General features: G+C 71.3%; 12 protein-coding genes. 5 read left to right on the forward strand and 7 right to left on the reverse strand.

Translation table 11 applies throughout. The features are described 5' to 3' along the window. Positions 1 to 53: 53 nt before the first annotated feature. Positions 54 to 1,022 carry a cyclase family protein gene (locus tag ACFCZ1_RS08800; protein ID WP_376677679.1) on the reverse strand — a complete coding sequence of 323 codons (969 nt, stop codon included), beginning with the start codon at positions 1,020 to 1,022 and terminating at the stop codon, positions 54 to 56. Between the two features lie 503 nt (positions 1,023 to 1,525). On the opposite strand from ACFCZ1_RS08800, the gene ACFCZ1_RS08805 reads away from it, so the two are divergent. After that, positions 1,526 to 1,870, forward strand: a complete 345-nt coding sequence (locus ACFCZ1_RS08805) for a hypothetical protein (RefSeq protein WP_376677680.1) — start codon at positions 1,526 to 1,528, stop codon at positions 1,868 to 1,870. A 39-nt stretch (positions 1,871 to 1,909) separates the two neighbouring features. Here the strand turns inward: ACFCZ1_RS08805 and ACFCZ1_RS08810 are convergent, their stop codons facing one another. After that, the gene (locus tag ACFCZ1_RS08810; protein ID WP_376677681.1) at positions 1,910 to 4,078 is read right to left on the reverse strand and encodes a protein kinase; all 2,169 of its coding nucleotides are present in this window, start codon (positions 4,076 to 4,078) and stop codon (positions 1,910 to 1,912) included. Between the two features lie 199 nt (positions 4,079 to 4,277). Here ACFCZ1_RS08810 and ACFCZ1_RS08815 point away from each other — a divergent pair, with 199 nt between their 5' ends. Then, positions 4,278 to 4,751 (forward strand): carboxymuconolactone decarboxylase family protein, encoded by a 474-nt coding sequence (locus ACFCZ1_RS08815; protein WP_376677682.1) that lies wholly within the window; start codon positions 4,278 to 4,280, stop codon positions 4,749 to 4,751. Positions 4,752 to 4,827: 76 nt separating this feature from the next. Here ACFCZ1_RS08815 and ACFCZ1_RS08820 read toward each other — a convergent pair whose 3' ends face one another. Continuing rightward, entirely contained in the window at positions 4,828 to 5,436 is a 609-nt protein-coding gene (locus tag ACFCZ1_RS08820) for a TetR/AcrR family transcriptional regulator (protein ID WP_376677683.1), read from the reverse strand. 96 nt (positions 5,437 to 5,532) lie between these two features. Between ACFCZ1_RS08820 and ACFCZ1_RS08825 the strand changes: the two genes are divergently transcribed. Beyond that, positions 5,533 to 6,591 (forward strand): aldo/keto reductase, encoded by a 1,059-nt coding sequence (locus ACFCZ1_RS08825; protein ID WP_376677684.1) that lies wholly within the window; start codon positions 5,533 to 5,535, stop codon positions 6,589 to 6,591. Here ACFCZ1_RS08825 and ACFCZ1_RS08830 read toward each other — a convergent pair. The 3 genes from ACFCZ1_RS08830 to dacB form a co-directional block, all read right to left on the reverse strand. Next, positions 6,586 to 7,764 carry a CopD family protein gene (locus ACFCZ1_RS08830; RefSeq protein WP_376677685.1) on the reverse strand — a complete coding sequence of 393 codons (1,179 nt, stop codon included), beginning with the start codon at positions 7,762 to 7,764 and terminating at the stop codon, positions 6,586 to 6,588. The genes ACFCZ1_RS08825 and ACFCZ1_RS08830 overlap by 6 nt on opposite strands. Before the next feature lie 93 nt (positions 7,765 to 7,857). Continuing rightward, positions 7,858 to 8,958 carry a sugar ABC transporter substrate-binding protein gene (locus tag ACFCZ1_RS08835; RefSeq protein WP_376677686.1) on the reverse strand — a complete coding sequence of 367 codons (1,101 nt, stop codon included), beginning with the start codon at positions 8,956 to 8,958 and terminating at the stop codon, positions 7,858 to 7,860. 232 nt (positions 8,959 to 9,190) lie between these two features. Further along, entirely contained in the window at positions 9,191 to 10,822 is a 1,632-nt protein-coding gene (gene dacB, locus ACFCZ1_RS08840; protein ID WP_376677687.1) for a D-alanyl-D-alanine carboxypeptidase/D-alanyl-D-alanine-endopeptidase, read from the reverse strand. 271 nt (positions 10,823 to 11,093) lie between these two features. Here dacB and ACFCZ1_RS08845 point away from each other — a divergent pair, with 271 nt between their 5' ends. Continuing rightward, positions 11,094 to 13,025: a S41 family peptidase gene (locus ACFCZ1_RS08845; protein ID WP_376677688.1), complete on the forward strand. Its 1,932-nt coding sequence runs from the start codon at positions 11,094 to 11,096 to the stop codon at positions 13,023 to 13,025. Between the two features lie 185 nt (positions 13,026 to 13,210). Further along, entirely contained in the window at positions 13,211 to 14,197 is a 987-nt protein-coding gene (locus ACFCZ1_RS08850; protein WP_376677689.1) for an aldo/keto reductase, read from the forward strand. A gap of 133 nt (positions 14,198 to 14,330) precedes the next feature. Here ACFCZ1_RS08850 and ACFCZ1_RS08855 read toward each other — a convergent pair whose 3' ends face one another. Continuing rightward, positions 14,331 to 16,037, reverse strand: a complete 1,707-nt coding sequence (locus tag ACFCZ1_RS08855) for a thiamine pyrophosphate-binding protein (protein WP_376677690.1) — start codon at positions 16,035 to 16,037, stop codon at positions 14,331 to 14,333. Positions 16,038 to 16,047: the final 10 nt, after the last annotated feature.

Raw genomic sequence — 16,047 nt, forward strand, 5'->3', positions numbered from 1 at the left:
TCACGTTTTCGCGGTGGCGGGTGACGGGTGGAGGGTGACCGGCAGGCCGGTCGTCACAGGACCGCGACCGGATTGACGGGCGAGCCCGTTCCACCGGGGACGTTCAGCGGCGCCACGACGAGCATGAACTCGTAGCGGCCCGCCTCGGCGCAGGCGGCGGAGAGCGCTTCGAGGTCGAGGTTGTCCAGCAGTGGCACCCCCATAGCCGTGACGGCGAGCGCGTGGACGGGGGAGTGCAGGCCCTCGACCGGCGACGGCCGTACGTCACTGTCCCCGTCGGCGCCGAGCAGGGCGATGGCGCGCTCGGCCAGCAGCGGCATGGCGTCCACATGCCATCCCGCGCTCGCCGCGCCGGGGTCCCAGGGGCCGGTCTCCTCGCGGCGGCGGAAGCGGCCGGACCGCAGCAACACCGCATCGCCGCCCCTGATCGTCACGTCGAGGGCCTTCTCCGCCGCGACGACGTCCTGCGCGTGGACCGCATGCCCGGGCTCCAGCCACGCGACCCCGAGGGCGGCCGGAAGGTCGAGGAGCACGCCCTTGGTGACCAGGGGGCCGAGCGCCTGCACGGCGCCGAAGCGGGCGCCCCCGGCGTCGATCTCCTCACGCGCCGCGCGGCCGTCGTAGAGTTGCCCTCGGTAGGCGACGTGTGACAGTGCGTCGAGGTGGCTCACCCCCTTGCCGTGATAGTCCACGGCGAGGAAGTCCTTGTAGGTGGACGGTTCCGGGGCCTCCACGTCGCCCAGGTCGGACATGTAGTGCAACGCGGGCTTCGCGTTGTCCGGTCCGGGCCGGGTGTCCCAGGGCAGTCCCAGCGGGACGACCGTGCCCGACCGGATCAGACCGGCGGCATTCCGTACGTGGCCCGCTGTCACCCTGTTCCAGGCGCCGCGGTCGGCTGCGGCCCACCGGCCCCATGCGCGCACCGCCTCGAAGAGGGCGTCGAACTCCTGGCGGGACACGGTGGCCCCGTCGCCGGGACCGGCGGGTGGGGGAGTGGGGGCATCGGCGGGGTTGCTGCTCATGTGCACTCGGCGCTCCATGGTTCCGTACGGCTGTCCGCCCGACGCGCCGGGAGCCACGGCGCCCGGCGCAGGTGAGGTCGAGGGTGGCGTCCGGCGCTGCGCGCGCACGATGTGCCCGACGCCACCACACCATCACGCCACCCAGGCCAGGATTCCCGCTCGCGTGCGGCACGGGGACGAGGGCGCGCGGACCTGCACCGCGATGTTTCGCGCGTGAAGGTGCGGTGCGCGGCGTAGTCGGAGGGCAGCCGACCGCGACGTCGACGGCCGCGGGTGGAGGCGGGCTTCACGCAAGGGCGAGCCGGATCCAGTGGCGCGGGCGGCGGGGGCGCACCGTACCGGACGCCGGGCTCATCGCACCGCAGCGCGCCGGGCCCCCGGCTCCTTGGCCGCCATTCGTGTCATACCGGCACATCTCCACCGTCCCGCCGCCCTACGATGAGCCGGCCGCGGCCACCGGCGGCGCGGCACGTTGATGGGATGCCTCATAAAGGGAAAGGGAGTTGAAGGATGAAGCAACTGCGCGTCCTGCTCGCGGTCGGAGTCCTCGCGCTGGGATCGGTGGGTGCGCAAGGCGCCGCCCGGGCCGGCCAGGCGTCCCCCGACTGCCCGGCGGCGCGGTCGAGATCCGGGCCGACGGCGTCAGCGCGACCCGCCTGCACGACGCGCTGATCGCCGACCCCGAGGCCCGCGAACGGCTCGGCGGCGGCTCGGTCGCCCTCGACGGGGAGCTCATCCTCGTCGCCCCGCTCGACGACCTCGGGCTCGCCCGGCGGTTCACCGCCGACCTCGGTGTCGATTGGGACACCGCCCACGTCCGCTACGGGGAGGAAGAGTTCGTCGCCTGAGCGGGGAAGTGCGAGGGGCGTTCCACTCGTCGGAGCCTCTCAGCGCCAGCCGGGGTGGCCTTCGGAGGCCGTACCGGTGGTGAGTGCGCGCTCGCCCGTCCTGTCGGTGCGCACGGCCCAGACCACGGGCTTCTCGTACGGGCCTCGGACGAAGGCGACCCAGCCGCCGTCGGCGGACCAGGCGGGGTCCATCTCATGGGCCGCGGTGGCCACCAGATCACGGTCGTGCGTGCCGTCGGCGTCCACGAGACGGATGTCGCCCTGAGTGCCCGTGCCGTACGTCCCCGCGGTGTACGCGAAGGTGGTGCCGTCCGGGGACCACACGGGGTCGAGCGCGGGATGGGGCAGCCGGGTCACCTGCAGGGGGGCGCGGTCCGGGGCGGCGGGGTCGACCACGTGGATCTGCCAGTTCTCGGGCTCCGTCTGCAGACAGACGGCGATGCGCTTGCCGTCCGGCGACCACGCGGGATCCTCGACCTGGCCCGTGCCCGTCGTGAGCTGCGTGGCGGAGCCATCGGCGACGGTGACCACGAACAGCTGCTGTACCCCGTCCTTCTTGCGCAGTACGGCGAGCCGGCTGCCGTCCGGCGACCAGGACACCCTGCCGCCCGCGATGGCCGCGACGCGCCGTGCGTTCGAACCGTCGGCGTTGGCGGTCCAGACCGCCGTGCCCTCGGAGGTCGTGCGGGTGAACGCGAACGACCTGCGGTCGGGGGACCACTGGGGCAGCGTGTCGCACCCACCCCCCGGGACGAGCTGGACGGGCGTGGCGGCCCCGGCGTCCCGGCGGGCGATCACACCGTGACACGTCCCGGGCCAGCCCGGGGCGGTGTCCTGCCGGACCAGTAGGGGGTCGGTGGGGAACGGCGCGGGGGCGGAGGCGGAGCCGGTCGGCGTGGGCGTGAGCGCGCCGGGCTTGGCGTTGTCCTCGGGCGAGCCGGTCCAGGGCTGCCACACGAGCAGGCCGACGGCGGCGAGGGAGACCAGCAGCGCCGCCGCAACCATCGCGCGGCGGCGCCGGGGCCGGGCATCAGCCGTCAGCACCCCGCCTGCGGATCCGAGTTCGGGCGAGGGCGTCGGCGAGGGCGTCGGCGAGGGCGTGGGCGTGGGCGTCGGCGTCGGCGAGGGCGTGGGCGTCGGTGTCGGCTTCGGTGTCGGCGTGGTGGAGGGGGAGGACGAAGGGGAGAGCGGCGCTGCGGGCCCCGTGCCCACCGCAGAGGTCACCGTTTTCGGCTGTTCCGTGCGGGGCTCCGCACCGGCGACCTGGAGGGCGTCCGGTCCCGGCGCGGCGCCTTCCGGTGCCCGGGTGTCCCGCGGCTCAGCCTGCCGGGCGGGCGGCGCCTCCGGCTCCTGCCGGGGCAGGAGCTGCGTTGCCGCGTCCGGGAGCCAGCAGTCCCCGGCCGGATGGCGGATCGTCAGGCCGCTCAGGAAGGCCGACGGTGTGGGCCGTGTCGCCGGGTCCTTGGACAGGCAAGCGGCGACCGCTTCACGGAGCTCGCCGGGGACGGCGGTCAGGTCCGGTTCCTCATGGACGACCTTGTAGTGCCTGGCCGCCGAGGGGCCGTCGCCGAAGGGGGAACCACCCGCTGCCTGGGTGAGGACCACTCCCAGGGCGAACATGTCGACCGCGGGGGTGACGGCGCCGCTGGTGAGTTGCTCGGGCGCCAGGAAACCCGGCGTGCCGATCTGCAGGCCGGTCTGGGTCAGAGCCGTCCCGTCCAGGGCGCGCGCGATGCCGAAGTCGATGACGCGCGGCCCGTCCTCCGCGATGATGATGTTCGCGGGCTTCAGGTCGCGGTGGATGACCCCGGCCCGGTGGATCGCCTCCAGGGCCTCGGCCAGGCCGGCCGCCAGTACGGTGAGGGTGTCCAGGGGCAGCGAACCGACGCGCGCGAGCACCGCTTGCAGCGTGGGGCCGGGCACAAAGGCGGTTACCAGCCAGGCCGGATCCCCGTCCGGGTCGGCGTCCACGACCGGTGCGGTGTGGAAGCCGCCGACCCGCCGCGCGGCCGCCACCTCGTCGGCGAACCTCCGTTTGAACCCCGGTTCGGTGCTCAGCTCGGGGCGTACGACCTTGACGGCCACCGCCCGGCCGGACTGGGACCGGCCCAGGTAGACGACACCCATGCCCCCCTGGCCGAGCCGTCCCACCAGCCGGTAGCGGCCCTCGCCGACCGAAGTGGGATCGCCCGTTTCGAGCGGCTTCATGGGTCCCCCGTTTCACACCTTGCGTGATGACAGCCTCTCCCTACCTGCCGCGCCGACCATCAGTCAAGCTCGGCCCCATTTCCGCCACCGGATCACGACGGGCGGGCGTGATTCGGAATCCGAGGGTGAGCGGGTGTCACATCGAGCCGAGCGGCGGTGTCTAAGGGGTGTAACCATCGACAACAGCAAGGAGTGCACCATGGAAGCTCGCCTGAACCTCCTCGGCAACGCGGTCGCGACCAAGGCCCTCAGGCACTTCGTCTCGGCGGGCAAGGCGCTCGCGGACTCGACGCTGCCGGCGGCGACGCAGGAGCTGGTGAAGATCCGCGCCAGCCAGATCAACGGCTGCGGTTTCTGCACCGACATGCACACCAAGGACGCCGCGCACGCCGGGGAGACCTCGACCCGCCTCAACCTGGTCGCGGTCTGGCGGGAGGCCACGGTGTTCACCGACGCCGAGCGCGCCGCCCTGGAGCTGGCGGAGCAGGGCACCCGCATAGCCGACGCGGCCGGTGGCGTCACCGACGAGGCATGGGCCGATGCCGCCAAGCACTACGACGAGGACCAGCTCGCCGCCTTGGTGTCGCTCATCGCCGTCATCAACGCCTTCAACCGGGTGAACGTCATCGTCCAGCAGCCCGCCGGCGACTACCAGCCCGGCCAGTTCGGATAACGGTAAGCCGGTTCGGTTAAAGGTCAGCCGGTTCGGTTGACGGTCATGCCCAAGGCGGCGGCAGCCCGGGCGCCTGTCAGGTGAAGGCTCCCGCGCGTGCCGCCGCCACGGCTGCTCGCACCGCCCGCTCCGCCGCGTCCTCGTCGAGAGGGGCGCCGGTGATCAGGAACCGGTAGTACAGCGGTGCCGAGACGGCCCGGATCACTTCCCCGGCGTCCGTACCCGTGGGCAACTCGCCCCGTTCGACGGCCTGTCGGACGCAGGGCGCCCACTCGGCGACGCGCACCTCGTAGAACCGGTGCAGGGCCTCGGCCGTCCGCCCGTCGGTCGCGGCCGCGGCGATCACCGCCTTGAACAGCGCGCCCTGGCGGGAGTCCGCCAACGTGCGCCGCACGAGCCCGGCGTTGGCCCGGAGGTCTTCGAGCAGCGAGCCCGTGTCGGTGTGCGGCAGCGACTGCTCGGCCATGTCGGTCAGCAGGTCGGCGACGAGGGCGGCCACGGTTCCCCAGCGGCGGTACACGGTCGTCTTGCCCACCTCGGCGCGGCGGGCGACCTCGGCGAGGTCCAGTCCGTGGAAGCCGGTCTCGGCCAGGGTGTCCCCGGCCGCTCGCAGTACCGCCGCCCGAACCCGCGCCGTACGGCCACCGGGGCGCACGGTGCCCGGATCGGGATCTGTGGTCGCCATAACGGGTCTCCGGTTCCATTAGTCGTCTTCCACTGTTACGTTGGACTCACCTTAAAGGGTCTGTGGTGCTGTTAACGCTCGCTGAAGGGGTCCGTCATGGAATACAGGCAGCTCGGTGCGTCCGGTCTCAAGGTTCCCGCTCTGAGCTTCGGGGCCGGCACGTTCGGCGGCCGGGGGTCGCTGTTCGGCGCCTGGGGCAGTACGGACGCGCAGGAGGCGCGCCGGCTCGTGGACATCTGCCTGGAAGCGGGCATCACGATGTTCGACACCGCCGACGTGTACTCGGCCGGAGCGTCGGAGGAAGTGCTGGGGGAGGCGATCCGGGGCAGGCGGGACCGGGTCCTCCTGTCGACCAAGACCGGCCTGCCGATGGGCGACGGGCCGGGGGACGCCGGCTCGTCCCGCTCGCGCCTGATCAGGGCGACGGAGGACGCCCTGCGCCGGCTCGGCACCGACCACATCGACCTCTTCCAGATGCACGCCTTCGACGCCGGTACCCCGGTCGAGGAAGTGCTCGCCGCACTCGACCAGCTGGTGCGGGCCGGCAAGATCCGGTACGTCGGCGTGTCCAACTTCGCCGGCTGGCAGCTGATGAAGTCGCTCGCCACGGCCGACGCGCGCGGCTACCCCCGGTACGTGGCGCACCAGGTCTACTACTCGCTCGTCGGCCGCGACTACGAATGGGAGTTGATGCCCCTCGCCCACGACCAGGGCGTCGGTGCGATGGTCTGGAGCCCGCTGGGCTGGGGGCGCCTGACGGGGAAGCTGCGCCGGGGGCTGCCGCTGCCGCCGCAGAGCCGGCTCCACCAGACCGCCGACTACGGGCCGCCGGTGGAGGACGCGCACCTCTTCGACGTCGTGGACGCGCTCGACGAGGTGGCGAAGGACACCGGCAGGACGATCCCGCAGGTGGCCATCAACTGGCTGCTGCAGCGTCCCACGGTGTCCTCCGTCATCATCGGTGCGCGCAACGAGGAGCAGCTCCGCCAGAACACCGGCGCCGTCGGCTGGACGCTGACGGCCGAGCAGACGGCCCGGCTCGACGCCGCCAGTCACAAGCCGGCGCCGTATCCGTACTTCCCGTACGAGCGGCAGGAAGGCTTCGCGCGCCTCAGCCCTCCGATGATCTCCGCGGCGGCCCGGCCGGCGTCATGACGCCGAGGGGGCCGCTGCCCCGGCCGCGCGCCGTGCGAGCGCGTCGGAGGTCCTCACCGTGATGGACAGCGAAGCCGCGAGGGCGAGGACGAGGACGGCGCCCATGGCGAAGACGCTGCCGCTCGACACGGCCGGGGGGCTGCCCGCCTCGGAACGGGCCGAGCCGCCGAGGAAGGGGACGATGGCCAGGACGGCGGCCCCGAGGGCCACCTCGGCCCAGACCACCTTCGGGAAGTGGCGCAGTGTCAGGTGCAGGAGCGAGGACGTGGCATCGTCGCGGCGGGCCCGGGCGATACGGGGCATCAGCCAGAACTGGTTGATGCCGCCGGCCCCGACCATGCCGAGGACCAGCAGGAGCTTGACGAGCAGGAAGAGTCCGTAGGTCGTCGTCCAGAGCTGGCTGACGGCTCCGACGTGCTTCCAGCTCATCCACAGGCCGGAGGTGAACACCGCGCCGACACAGACGAGGGCGACGAAGGCGAAACGGCGCCAGATGTCCGCCCACAGCGCGCCCGCGTCCCCGCTCAGACGGCTGCGGGCGCCGGCGAGGACGGCGAGCAGGGCCAAACCGCCGACCCAGACCACGCCGCTGATGATGTGGGACTGGCCGGACACGAGGTCCAGCCACTTGTCCCCGTCCTTCGGCTTGGTGGCCGGAACCGCGGCGACGAGCGTCACCGCGAGCGTCAGGGGCAGGGCGGTCAGCGCGAGGGCGTTCAGGTGCCGGCGCGCCCGGGGAAGGAACAGCGAGATCAGGGCGACGGAGGCGAGGACCAGCACCACGTTCTGGACGAGGTAGACCGTGCCCTGCGCGACCCACGCCCCTTTCGCCGCCGGCGCCGTCAAGAAGTCCCGGATCCGTCCCGGCGCGAGGGCGTCACCGAACGGCATGCCCTTGCCGGCCCGCGCCACGCGGCCGGCGAGCTGGAAATAGCCTGCGACCAACAGCACCACCCCCGCCCAGGCGAGGTACCCGGCCGTTCTCCGTCTCATGACGTCGACGTCACCGCTGTCGTTCTCCGGTGCGCGCAACGCGGGGCGGACGGAGGCCGCGTAGGTCACGGCGGCGCCGAGGGCTCCGGACAGCCCGATGAAATAGCCGGACTTGGTCAGGATGCGCCACAGCGGAGGCACGGCGTAGCCGGCCTCGGCGGCCAGGGATATGGAAATCATAAGGGCAGGCTAACCTAACTCTCCTCGCGCTCTGCCGCCCTTCATGTACATGATCAAACTGTCATCCGTGCGCCGCCCGCGCGGGCGGACTTGCTACTTCAGGCCGATGACGGCGCAGTCCGTCGCGTACTTTTCGGTGCAGATCTCGGCGACCGTGTAGACACCGTCGTCGATCACGGTGGACTTGATGTTGGACTTGGTCAGGGGGATGCCCGGGACGAGCACCGATCGCACGCCCTTGGTGGTCGGGCTGTCGACGATCTGGTTGATGACCCCGTCGATCTTCTCTCCCTGGGCGAGCATGACGGCCATCTCCGCGGCGGCCGCGGCCTCGGGGGCGTACCGCTTGTAGACGGTCATGTACTGCTCGCCCGCGACGATCCGCTGCACACCGGCGAGTTCGGCGTCCTGGCCGGTGATCGGAGGCAGGTTGGTCACGCCGGCCGCCTTGAGGGCGTTGATGATGCCGCCCGCCATGCCGTCGTTGGCGGAGTAGACGCCGGTGATCTTTCCCTTGCCGAGTGCCGAGAGTGCGGCCGCCATGTTGGTGTTGGCGTTCTCCGGCTTCCAGTCGACCGTGTCGTACTCCTTGCCGACGTTCACCTTGCCGTCGAGGACGAAGTGCGCGCCGGACTTGAACCCCTTGGCGTTCGGGTCGGTGACCGAGCCGTTCATCATGACGATCTGGCCGTCCTTGGCCTTGTCGCCCAGCGCCTCCAGCAGGGCCTTGCCCTGGACCTTGCCGACGTCCTCGTTGTCGAAGGAGGTGTAGGCGTCGATGGGGCCCTCGGCGAGACGGTCGTAGGCGACGACCGGAATGCCGGCGTCCTTGGCCCTCTTGACCGCGCCGGCGATGGCCTTCGAGTCCACGGCGTCGATGATGAGGACGTTCACCTTGTTGGTGATCATCATGTCGACCTGGGAGTTCTGGGCGGTCGCGTCCTGCTTCGCGTTGGCGTAGAGCACTTTGCCCTTGCCGCGCGTGAGCCTGGCGACCTCCTTCTCGATGAGCGGCTTGTCGAACTTCTCGTAGCGCGCGGTCTGGTTCTCCGGAAGCAGGAGACCGACCTTGACCGCTTCGCCCGGGGAGCCCCCCGGTCTCCCGTCGCCGTCCTCCGCGCCGCAGGCGGCGAGCGAGACGGCGATCGCGGAAACGGCGACAGCAACGGCGGCACGACCCAGATGTGCATTCACGATGTAAAACCTCCCTGACGAGGCCGTGTCCGTGTGCGGCCGAGGTAGGGGCAGTCAACTCGGCGACGACACCCACCGTCAAGAAGTGAACTATTAACAAGATGGCAACGTTGCCATCACTTTGCGCAATCACGCAATCCGGGTTTTTGCCTCGTTTTCAGGGCGATTTACCCCCCACCAATACTTCAACTTATGAAGTGAGAAGGGTCGCCGCAGCGATCAACTCGCCGGGTCAGGAAGACTCCTGGAGGTATGCGGCGATCAGGGCCAGGTCGTTGGCGATGGCTACCACGTCGGTGGGGTTGGCCGTCGGTGTGGACGCACCGTTGACGCCCGCGTAGAAGGTGTCGAAGCGGCCACCGCCCTTGTCGAGGTAACCGGCGATGGTGATGGCGCCGACGGCGAGCCGGTCGTTGAGCGAGTCCCCTCCGACAGCCGCGCCGGTCTTCGCGAACACTTTCCCGCGCGCCGGGCAGCTCCGGCAGTTCCCGGCCAGCAGACCGTCGACGCCGAGGACGGGCAGGGCCTCCCGGAAGCGCCGCGCGTCCGGGGTGTGCTGCCAGTACGCCAGCATCTGCACCAGCGCCCGGGGCGTGGCCCGGTCGGCGGGGTTGCCGCCCCGGCCGTCCATGAGCTGTACCTGCCCGCGGTCGACGCCCGCCCGCTCCAGGAAGCCGGCCAGCACCGGGAAGCCGGAGGCGCACTGGTTGCTGCCGGTACTGACGGCCATCAGGCAGACGGCCAGGTTGGCACCCAGGTTGTGGCTGACCTTGAGGATCAGCTTGGCGTACTGCTCGTACGGGGGAGAGGTGTACGCGGCCACCCGCGGACGGCCGTCGTAGTCCCGTGGCAGCCGCGCGACAGGGTTGGGGCCCGTCGCGGCGGCGGTCACGTGGACTCCGGCCCGGCCGAGCGCCTCGATCAGGGCGGTCCGGCCGAACGCCGCCGGGTCCGTGACGGGGGAGGTGCGCAGCAGCGGCTCGGCGTCCGCCGCGATCGTCCCGGACAGGCGGATGCGCGTGCCGCCGTCGGTGGTGGTCACCGTGACGTCGGTCGGCTTCCCGGCCGCGACGGTCTTCACCGTGGAGGTGACCGCGTACGGCGCGACCTTCGGCCGCCAGTCCAGCCGGGCGTCTGCGCCCGGCCGGCTGCCGGGCGTGGTCAGCAGGTCGATGAGGTTGTCGTTGATGATCAGGGGCGTCGGGGTGGGGTCGAGGACCGGGTCGGGGGCGAAGAGCCGGCTGTCGATGACCACGTCGCCGTCGACGCGGGCGATCCCGGAGGCGCGGACCTGCCGGGCGAGCAGGTCGATCCCGGCGAGCGGGTTCTCCGGGGTGAGGGTCGCCCCGGGGAAGTCGTTGGCGTAGGTGTGGTCGAGGTCGGTGTACGCGACCGTGCCGTCGGGGCGCGTCCGGCCGCCCAGGGTGAGGTCGCCCTGGGCGACGAGATCGAGGTCTCCGGTCAGCGTGGACCCGTTGCGCCGCCCGACCCCGTAGAGGGGCGTGACGAAGCGGTGGTCCGCGCCGAGGGTCTGCCACGTGGCGGATACGGGGAACAGTTTCGCGGTGGAACCCGGGATGAAGAACTGTCCGGGGAACAGGCTGTGCAGCACCCGGCCGTCCGCCGGTTCGGTCTGCAGCAGTCCCCACTGGGCGTTGCGGTACTCGGGCTTGCGCATGATCTCCGTGATGCGCGGGTCGAGCCGCCCCGGGTCTCCCACACCGGTCGGCCACGGAGTCGGGGAGGGCGGGGGTGACGGGGCCGCCCGGGCGCCCGTACCCGAGGCGAGCGCCACCAACAAAAGGGCGGCGCAGCCCGCGGCCACCCGGCGCCGCAGCGCCGCGAAGCGGATCGGATCTTCCACAGCGCGCTCCGTTCGTCGCGGCTGCCTCCTCCCGGGACTCCGGGACCCCCGGGGCCCCGAGGCCTGTGATCAGGGTGGCACGGCACGGAACGGCCCGCACGTCACCCGGGGCTGCGCCGCCCGGGTGCCAGGGCGGCGCAGCCGGGTGCGCGGACACGCGCCGTCTGCGCCCAATCGGGCGAATGACGGGGTGCGCAACTCATTCGAGGACGGACGCGGCCCGATAACTGAGGCCGAGAGGCTCCAACCCGTCCCCTCCTCGGGAGGCACCATGGCCCGCACGGCCGACAGCCCTACCCCAGACTTCGTCCTTCAGGCCGCCGAACCGGTCCGTGAGCACCTGGCCGGTGCCACCGCACTGGCCGACTTCCTGACCGGCGCGGGCACGCTGACGCTCGACGACCGCCGGGTCATCGCCGAGCAGGCGCAGATCCTGCTGGACCAGAACTACGTCCACCTGCCCCTCAAGATGGCGATGCACGCAGTGAACCCGGGGCAGCGCCTGCGGGTCCTGCGCCGCCGGCTGGACCGGCAGACCGAGGCGACCATGCCCCCGGAGTGGATGTTCCACGCCGAGATGTCGGAGATCTTCCATTCGGTCAGGGATCTCCACACCAACTACCTGCTCCCCGAACCCTTCGCCCGCAAGGTCGCCTTCCTGCCCTTCCTCGTCGAGCGGTACACCGATCAGCGGGGCGAGCACTTCATGGTCACCCACGTGGCCGAGGGCTTCTCCGCCCCGGGGTTCGAGCCCGGCGTCGAGATCACCCACTGGAGCGGCATCCCCATCGCCGTGGCCGTCGACCTCAACGCCGCCCGCTTCGCCGGAAGCAACAATGCGGCGCGCCGCAGCCGCGGCGTGCAGTCGCTGACCGTTCGGCCGCTCGTCATGCACCTGCCGCCGTTCGAGGAGTGGGTGACCGTCAGCTACCTCGACAAGGACGGCACCGGGCGCGAGCTGCGGGAGAGCTGGCGGGTCGTGGAGAACCTTCCCGTCTTCGTCACGGCCGAGGCGCTCGGCGGCACGACCCTGGCCCAGGGCCTGGACCTCGACGTGGACGAGGCCAACCGCGCCAGGGCCCTGCTGTTCGCGCCGCGGGTCGTAGCCCAGGAGAGGGCCCTCGAAGCCGGCCGGCCCGCGCCCGAACCGCTGGCGGGCGAGGTCGGCACCACGATGCCGTCGGTCTTCCGGGCACAGGAGGTCCGCACGTCCTCCGGCACCTTCGGCCACCTGCGCGTCTTCACGTTCAACGTGCGAGACGTGGAGGGATTCGTCGCGGAGTTCGTCCGTCTGATCGGCCTGCTGCCGGACACCGGTCTCATCCTGGACGTGCGGGGCAACGGCGGCGGCGTCATCTTCAACGCCGAGTTCGCCCTGCAGGCCCTCACGCCCCGCCGGATCACCCCCGAACCGACGCAGTTCATCAACACCCCGCTCAACCTGCGGATCTGCCGCGCGAACCAGGACTTCCTGGGAGCCTGGGTACCGTCCATGGACCAAGCGGTCGAGATCGGCTCCGCCTTCTCCGGGGCCTTCCCGATCAGCACCGAGGAGGGCGCCAACGCGATCGGCCAGCAGTACTTCGGCCCGGTCGTCCTCATCACCAACGCCCGCTGCTACTCGGCGACCGACATCTTCGCCGCCGGTTTCCAGGACCACCGGATCGGCCCGGTCCTCGGCACCGACGACAACACCGGGGCCGGCGGCGCGAACGTCTGGATGCACCAGGACCTGGTCAGACTCCTCCAGGACGATCCGCAGTCGCCGTACGTGCCCCTCCCCAAGGGCGCCGGCATGCGGGTGTCGATCCGCCGCACCCTGCGCGTCGGAGCCAACTCCGGCACTCCCGTGGAGGATCTCGGCATCACGCCGGACGAACTCCACCGGATGACGCGCAGGGACCTGCTGGAGGGCAACGCCGACCTCCTCGACCGAGCGGGCGAGATCCTCAAGAACCTGACCCCGCACCAGGTCTCCATCACCGACGCCGCCCCCGCCGGAGACGCCCTGCGGCTCAAGGTCAAGGCCGTCAACATCGACCGTCTGGACGTGTACGTCGATCAGCGCCCCCGCGCCTCCGTCGACCTCTCCGACGGCCAGGCCGACGTGACCGTCCCCGACGCCGCCGCCGCGCACTCGGCCCGCGTGGAGGGATTCGCCCACGGTCAGCTCGTCGCCAGCAGTACCGAGCGACTCAACTGATCGCCCGGTCTCCCGTCCGGAACCGGCCGAACCCGGGCCACCAGCCCGAGTTCGGCCGGCCGACCGGACGGGCCGGGGCACCCCGGTCTCCCACACCACGGGGCACGGCGGCGCTCAGTTGACATGGAGTGCGCTCCAACTCCTAGCGTCCTGGGCAGATGATTCCGAGCCCAGGAGGCAGCAGCATGACCGACATCCACACCCGGCACCTGGGAAGCCTGGCGGTCTCCGCACAGGGCCTGGGATGCATGGGCATGAGTCACGGCTACGGCGCCGCGGACGACGCGCAGTCGATCGCGACACTGCACCGTGCCCTCGACCTCGGAGTGACCCTGCTCGACACCGCCGACTTCTACGGCACCGGGCACAACGAGGAGCTGATCGGGCGGGCCGTCGCCGGTCGTCGCGACGAGGTGGTGCTGGCAACGAAGTTCGGCTTCGCCAACCGCCTGGGCGAGCCCACCCGGGTCCGCGGCGACGCGGCCTACGTGCGGCAGGCGTGCGAGGCGTCGCTCCGCCGGCTCGGGGTCGACCACATCGACCTCTACTACCAGCACCGGGTCGATCCGCAGGTGCCGATCGAGGAGACGGTCGGCGCGATGGCCGAGCTGGTACGGGCCGGGAAGGTCCGCCACCTCGGGCTGTCCGAGGCCGGAGCGGGCACCATCCGGAGGGCGCACGCGGTGCACCCGATCGCCGCCCTGCAGAGCGAGTGGTCGCTGTGGACCCGCGACCTGGAGGCGGAGATCGCCCCGGTCTGCCGCGAACTCGGCATCGGCCTGGTGCCGTTCTCCCCGCTCGGGCGCGGCTTCCTGACGGGCCGGTACAGCTCGGTCGACGGGATGACCGAAACCGATGTGCGGCGCAGCCAGCCGCGTTTCGCCGAAGGCAACCTGGAACGGAACCTGGAGATCGTTGCGAGGCTGAACGAGCTGGCCGCGGCGAAGGGGGTCACCACCGGCCAGCTCGCCCTGGCCTGGGTGCAGCACCGGGGCGACGACGTGGTGCCGATCCCCGGCACCCGGCGCCGGCGCTACCTGGAGGAGAACCTCGCGGCCCTGGCCGTCGAGCTGTCGCCCGAGGACATCGCCGCCATCGAGGCAGCCGCCCCGGCCGAGCGGATCGCGGGCACCCGCTACGACGCGACCAGCCTGGCCTTCGTCAACGGCTGAGCCCGCCCGCGACCGTGTCAACTCCTACAAGGACGGCTCCTTCCAGTACCTCCTGATCGCAGCCGACCGCGTCTGGCCGGCCGCGACCGAAAAGACCGGGTCCGGCACCCGACGGACCCGACGGACCCGGCGGTCAGTCCCGGAAGCGTGCCTCCAGGCTCTCGACGAGACCGTCGATCACGCCGTCGGGTGACGGGCTGTAGTGCGGCACGGCCCATCGCGTGATCCTGGCGTCGATGAGCGTGGGCCGGCCGGAGGCCAGTGCGGCGCGGAACGCCTCCTCGAATTCGTCGAGCGTCTCCACCCGGTAGCCGTCGGCGCCGCAGGCACGGGCGTACGCGGCGAAGTCCGGGTTCTGGAACTCGACCAGGGCCGATTCGGCGTACGTGACCAGCTGGAAGAGTTTGATCAGTTTGAATTCCCCGTCGTTGAAGATGACCCAGATGACGGGGATCTCGTGCTCGACGGCGGTCATCAGCTCGAAACCGGACAGCGAGTAGCATCCGTCGCCGCAGCCGACGACGACCGTCCGGTCCGGGTGGGCGACCTTCAGGCCGATGGCCCCGTTGACGTGTCCGGCCATCGGCCCGAAGGAGCCGGCCTTGCGGAAGTTCTGCCCTTCTTCGAGCTCCACGTAATACCCGAGCCACGCCAGGTGGGCGCCCGCGTCCGCGAGCAGAACACCCCGTGGCGGCAGCATGCGCCCGATCGACTGCGCGAGTTCTCCGGGGTGGATCTTCCCCGTCAGGTGGATGATCTTCCGGGCCTCGTAGTCCCTGCCGTCGACCTCGACCGCCGGTACGTCGCCGACCGTCCGCTCCAGCGCGTCGACCAGGGCAGCCACCGCGGGGCGCGCGTCGGACAGCAGGGTGTGGTCGGGCCGGTAGGCCTTGTGGAACTCGCCCTCGGAGATGTTCACATGGATCAGCAGCTTGTCCTCGAACAGGTCCTCGCGGTAGTTGAAGGTGGCGTGCTGGTTGAGGGAGTTGCCGATGCACAGCACGACGTCGGCCTCGCGGAACGCCTTCCACGCACTGGAGTGGCCGCTGTCGGCGAAGACTCCGACCGCGAGCGGGTGTCCCTCGGACACGATGCCCTTGCCGTCCAGGGTGGTGAGCAGGGGGATCTGGAACCGCTCGATCAGCCGCTTGATCTCCGGTCCCGCCCCGCTCCGTACCGCACCGAATCCGACGAGCGCCACGATCCGCTTCCCCCGTGCCAGGGCGTCCGCCAGTACCGCCGCGATCTCCGCCACCCGGCCGGGGTCCGGCAGGACCGGCTGCACGTCGAGCCTCAGCGGCCGGAAGTCCGTGACCTCGACACCGCGGTGGGTCAGGTTCTCGGGCACGTGGATGTGTACGGGCCCGGGCCGCCCCTCGAACGCGAGGTTGACCGCTTCCTCCAGGACGTCGCACGTGTCGGCGATGTCGGTGAGCAGGAAGGACTTCTTGGTCGTGGCCGCGAACATGGCCTGGGAGTCGGGTGTGCGGTTCACCCCCGACGTCTCGTTGAGCGAGCCCCAACCGCGCCATTCCATGCTCGCGTACCCGGAGACGGCGAGGACCGGATAGGAGTCGGACATGGCCACCGCCAGCCCCGAGAACAGATTGAACGCGCCCGGGCCGGCCGTCGCGAAGCAGAAGCCCAGCCGGTTGGTGTACATGGCGTAACCGCAGGCCATGAAGGACGCGGCCTGTTCGTGGCGGGTGATGACCGGTCTGATCTGCTGCGAATGCTTCAGCGCCAGCATCAGTCCCGCCGCGTTCTCCCCGGCACCGCCGAAGGCCGCCCGGACCCCGATGCCTTCCAGCCCCTTGACGATGGCCTCGTAGACTCTCATCGGGCCTCCC

The organism is Streptomyces sp. NPDC056224 (assembly GCF_042267665.1).
Classification (GTDB): domain Bacteria; phylum Actinomycetota; class Actinomycetes; order Streptomycetales; family Streptomycetaceae; genus Streptomyces.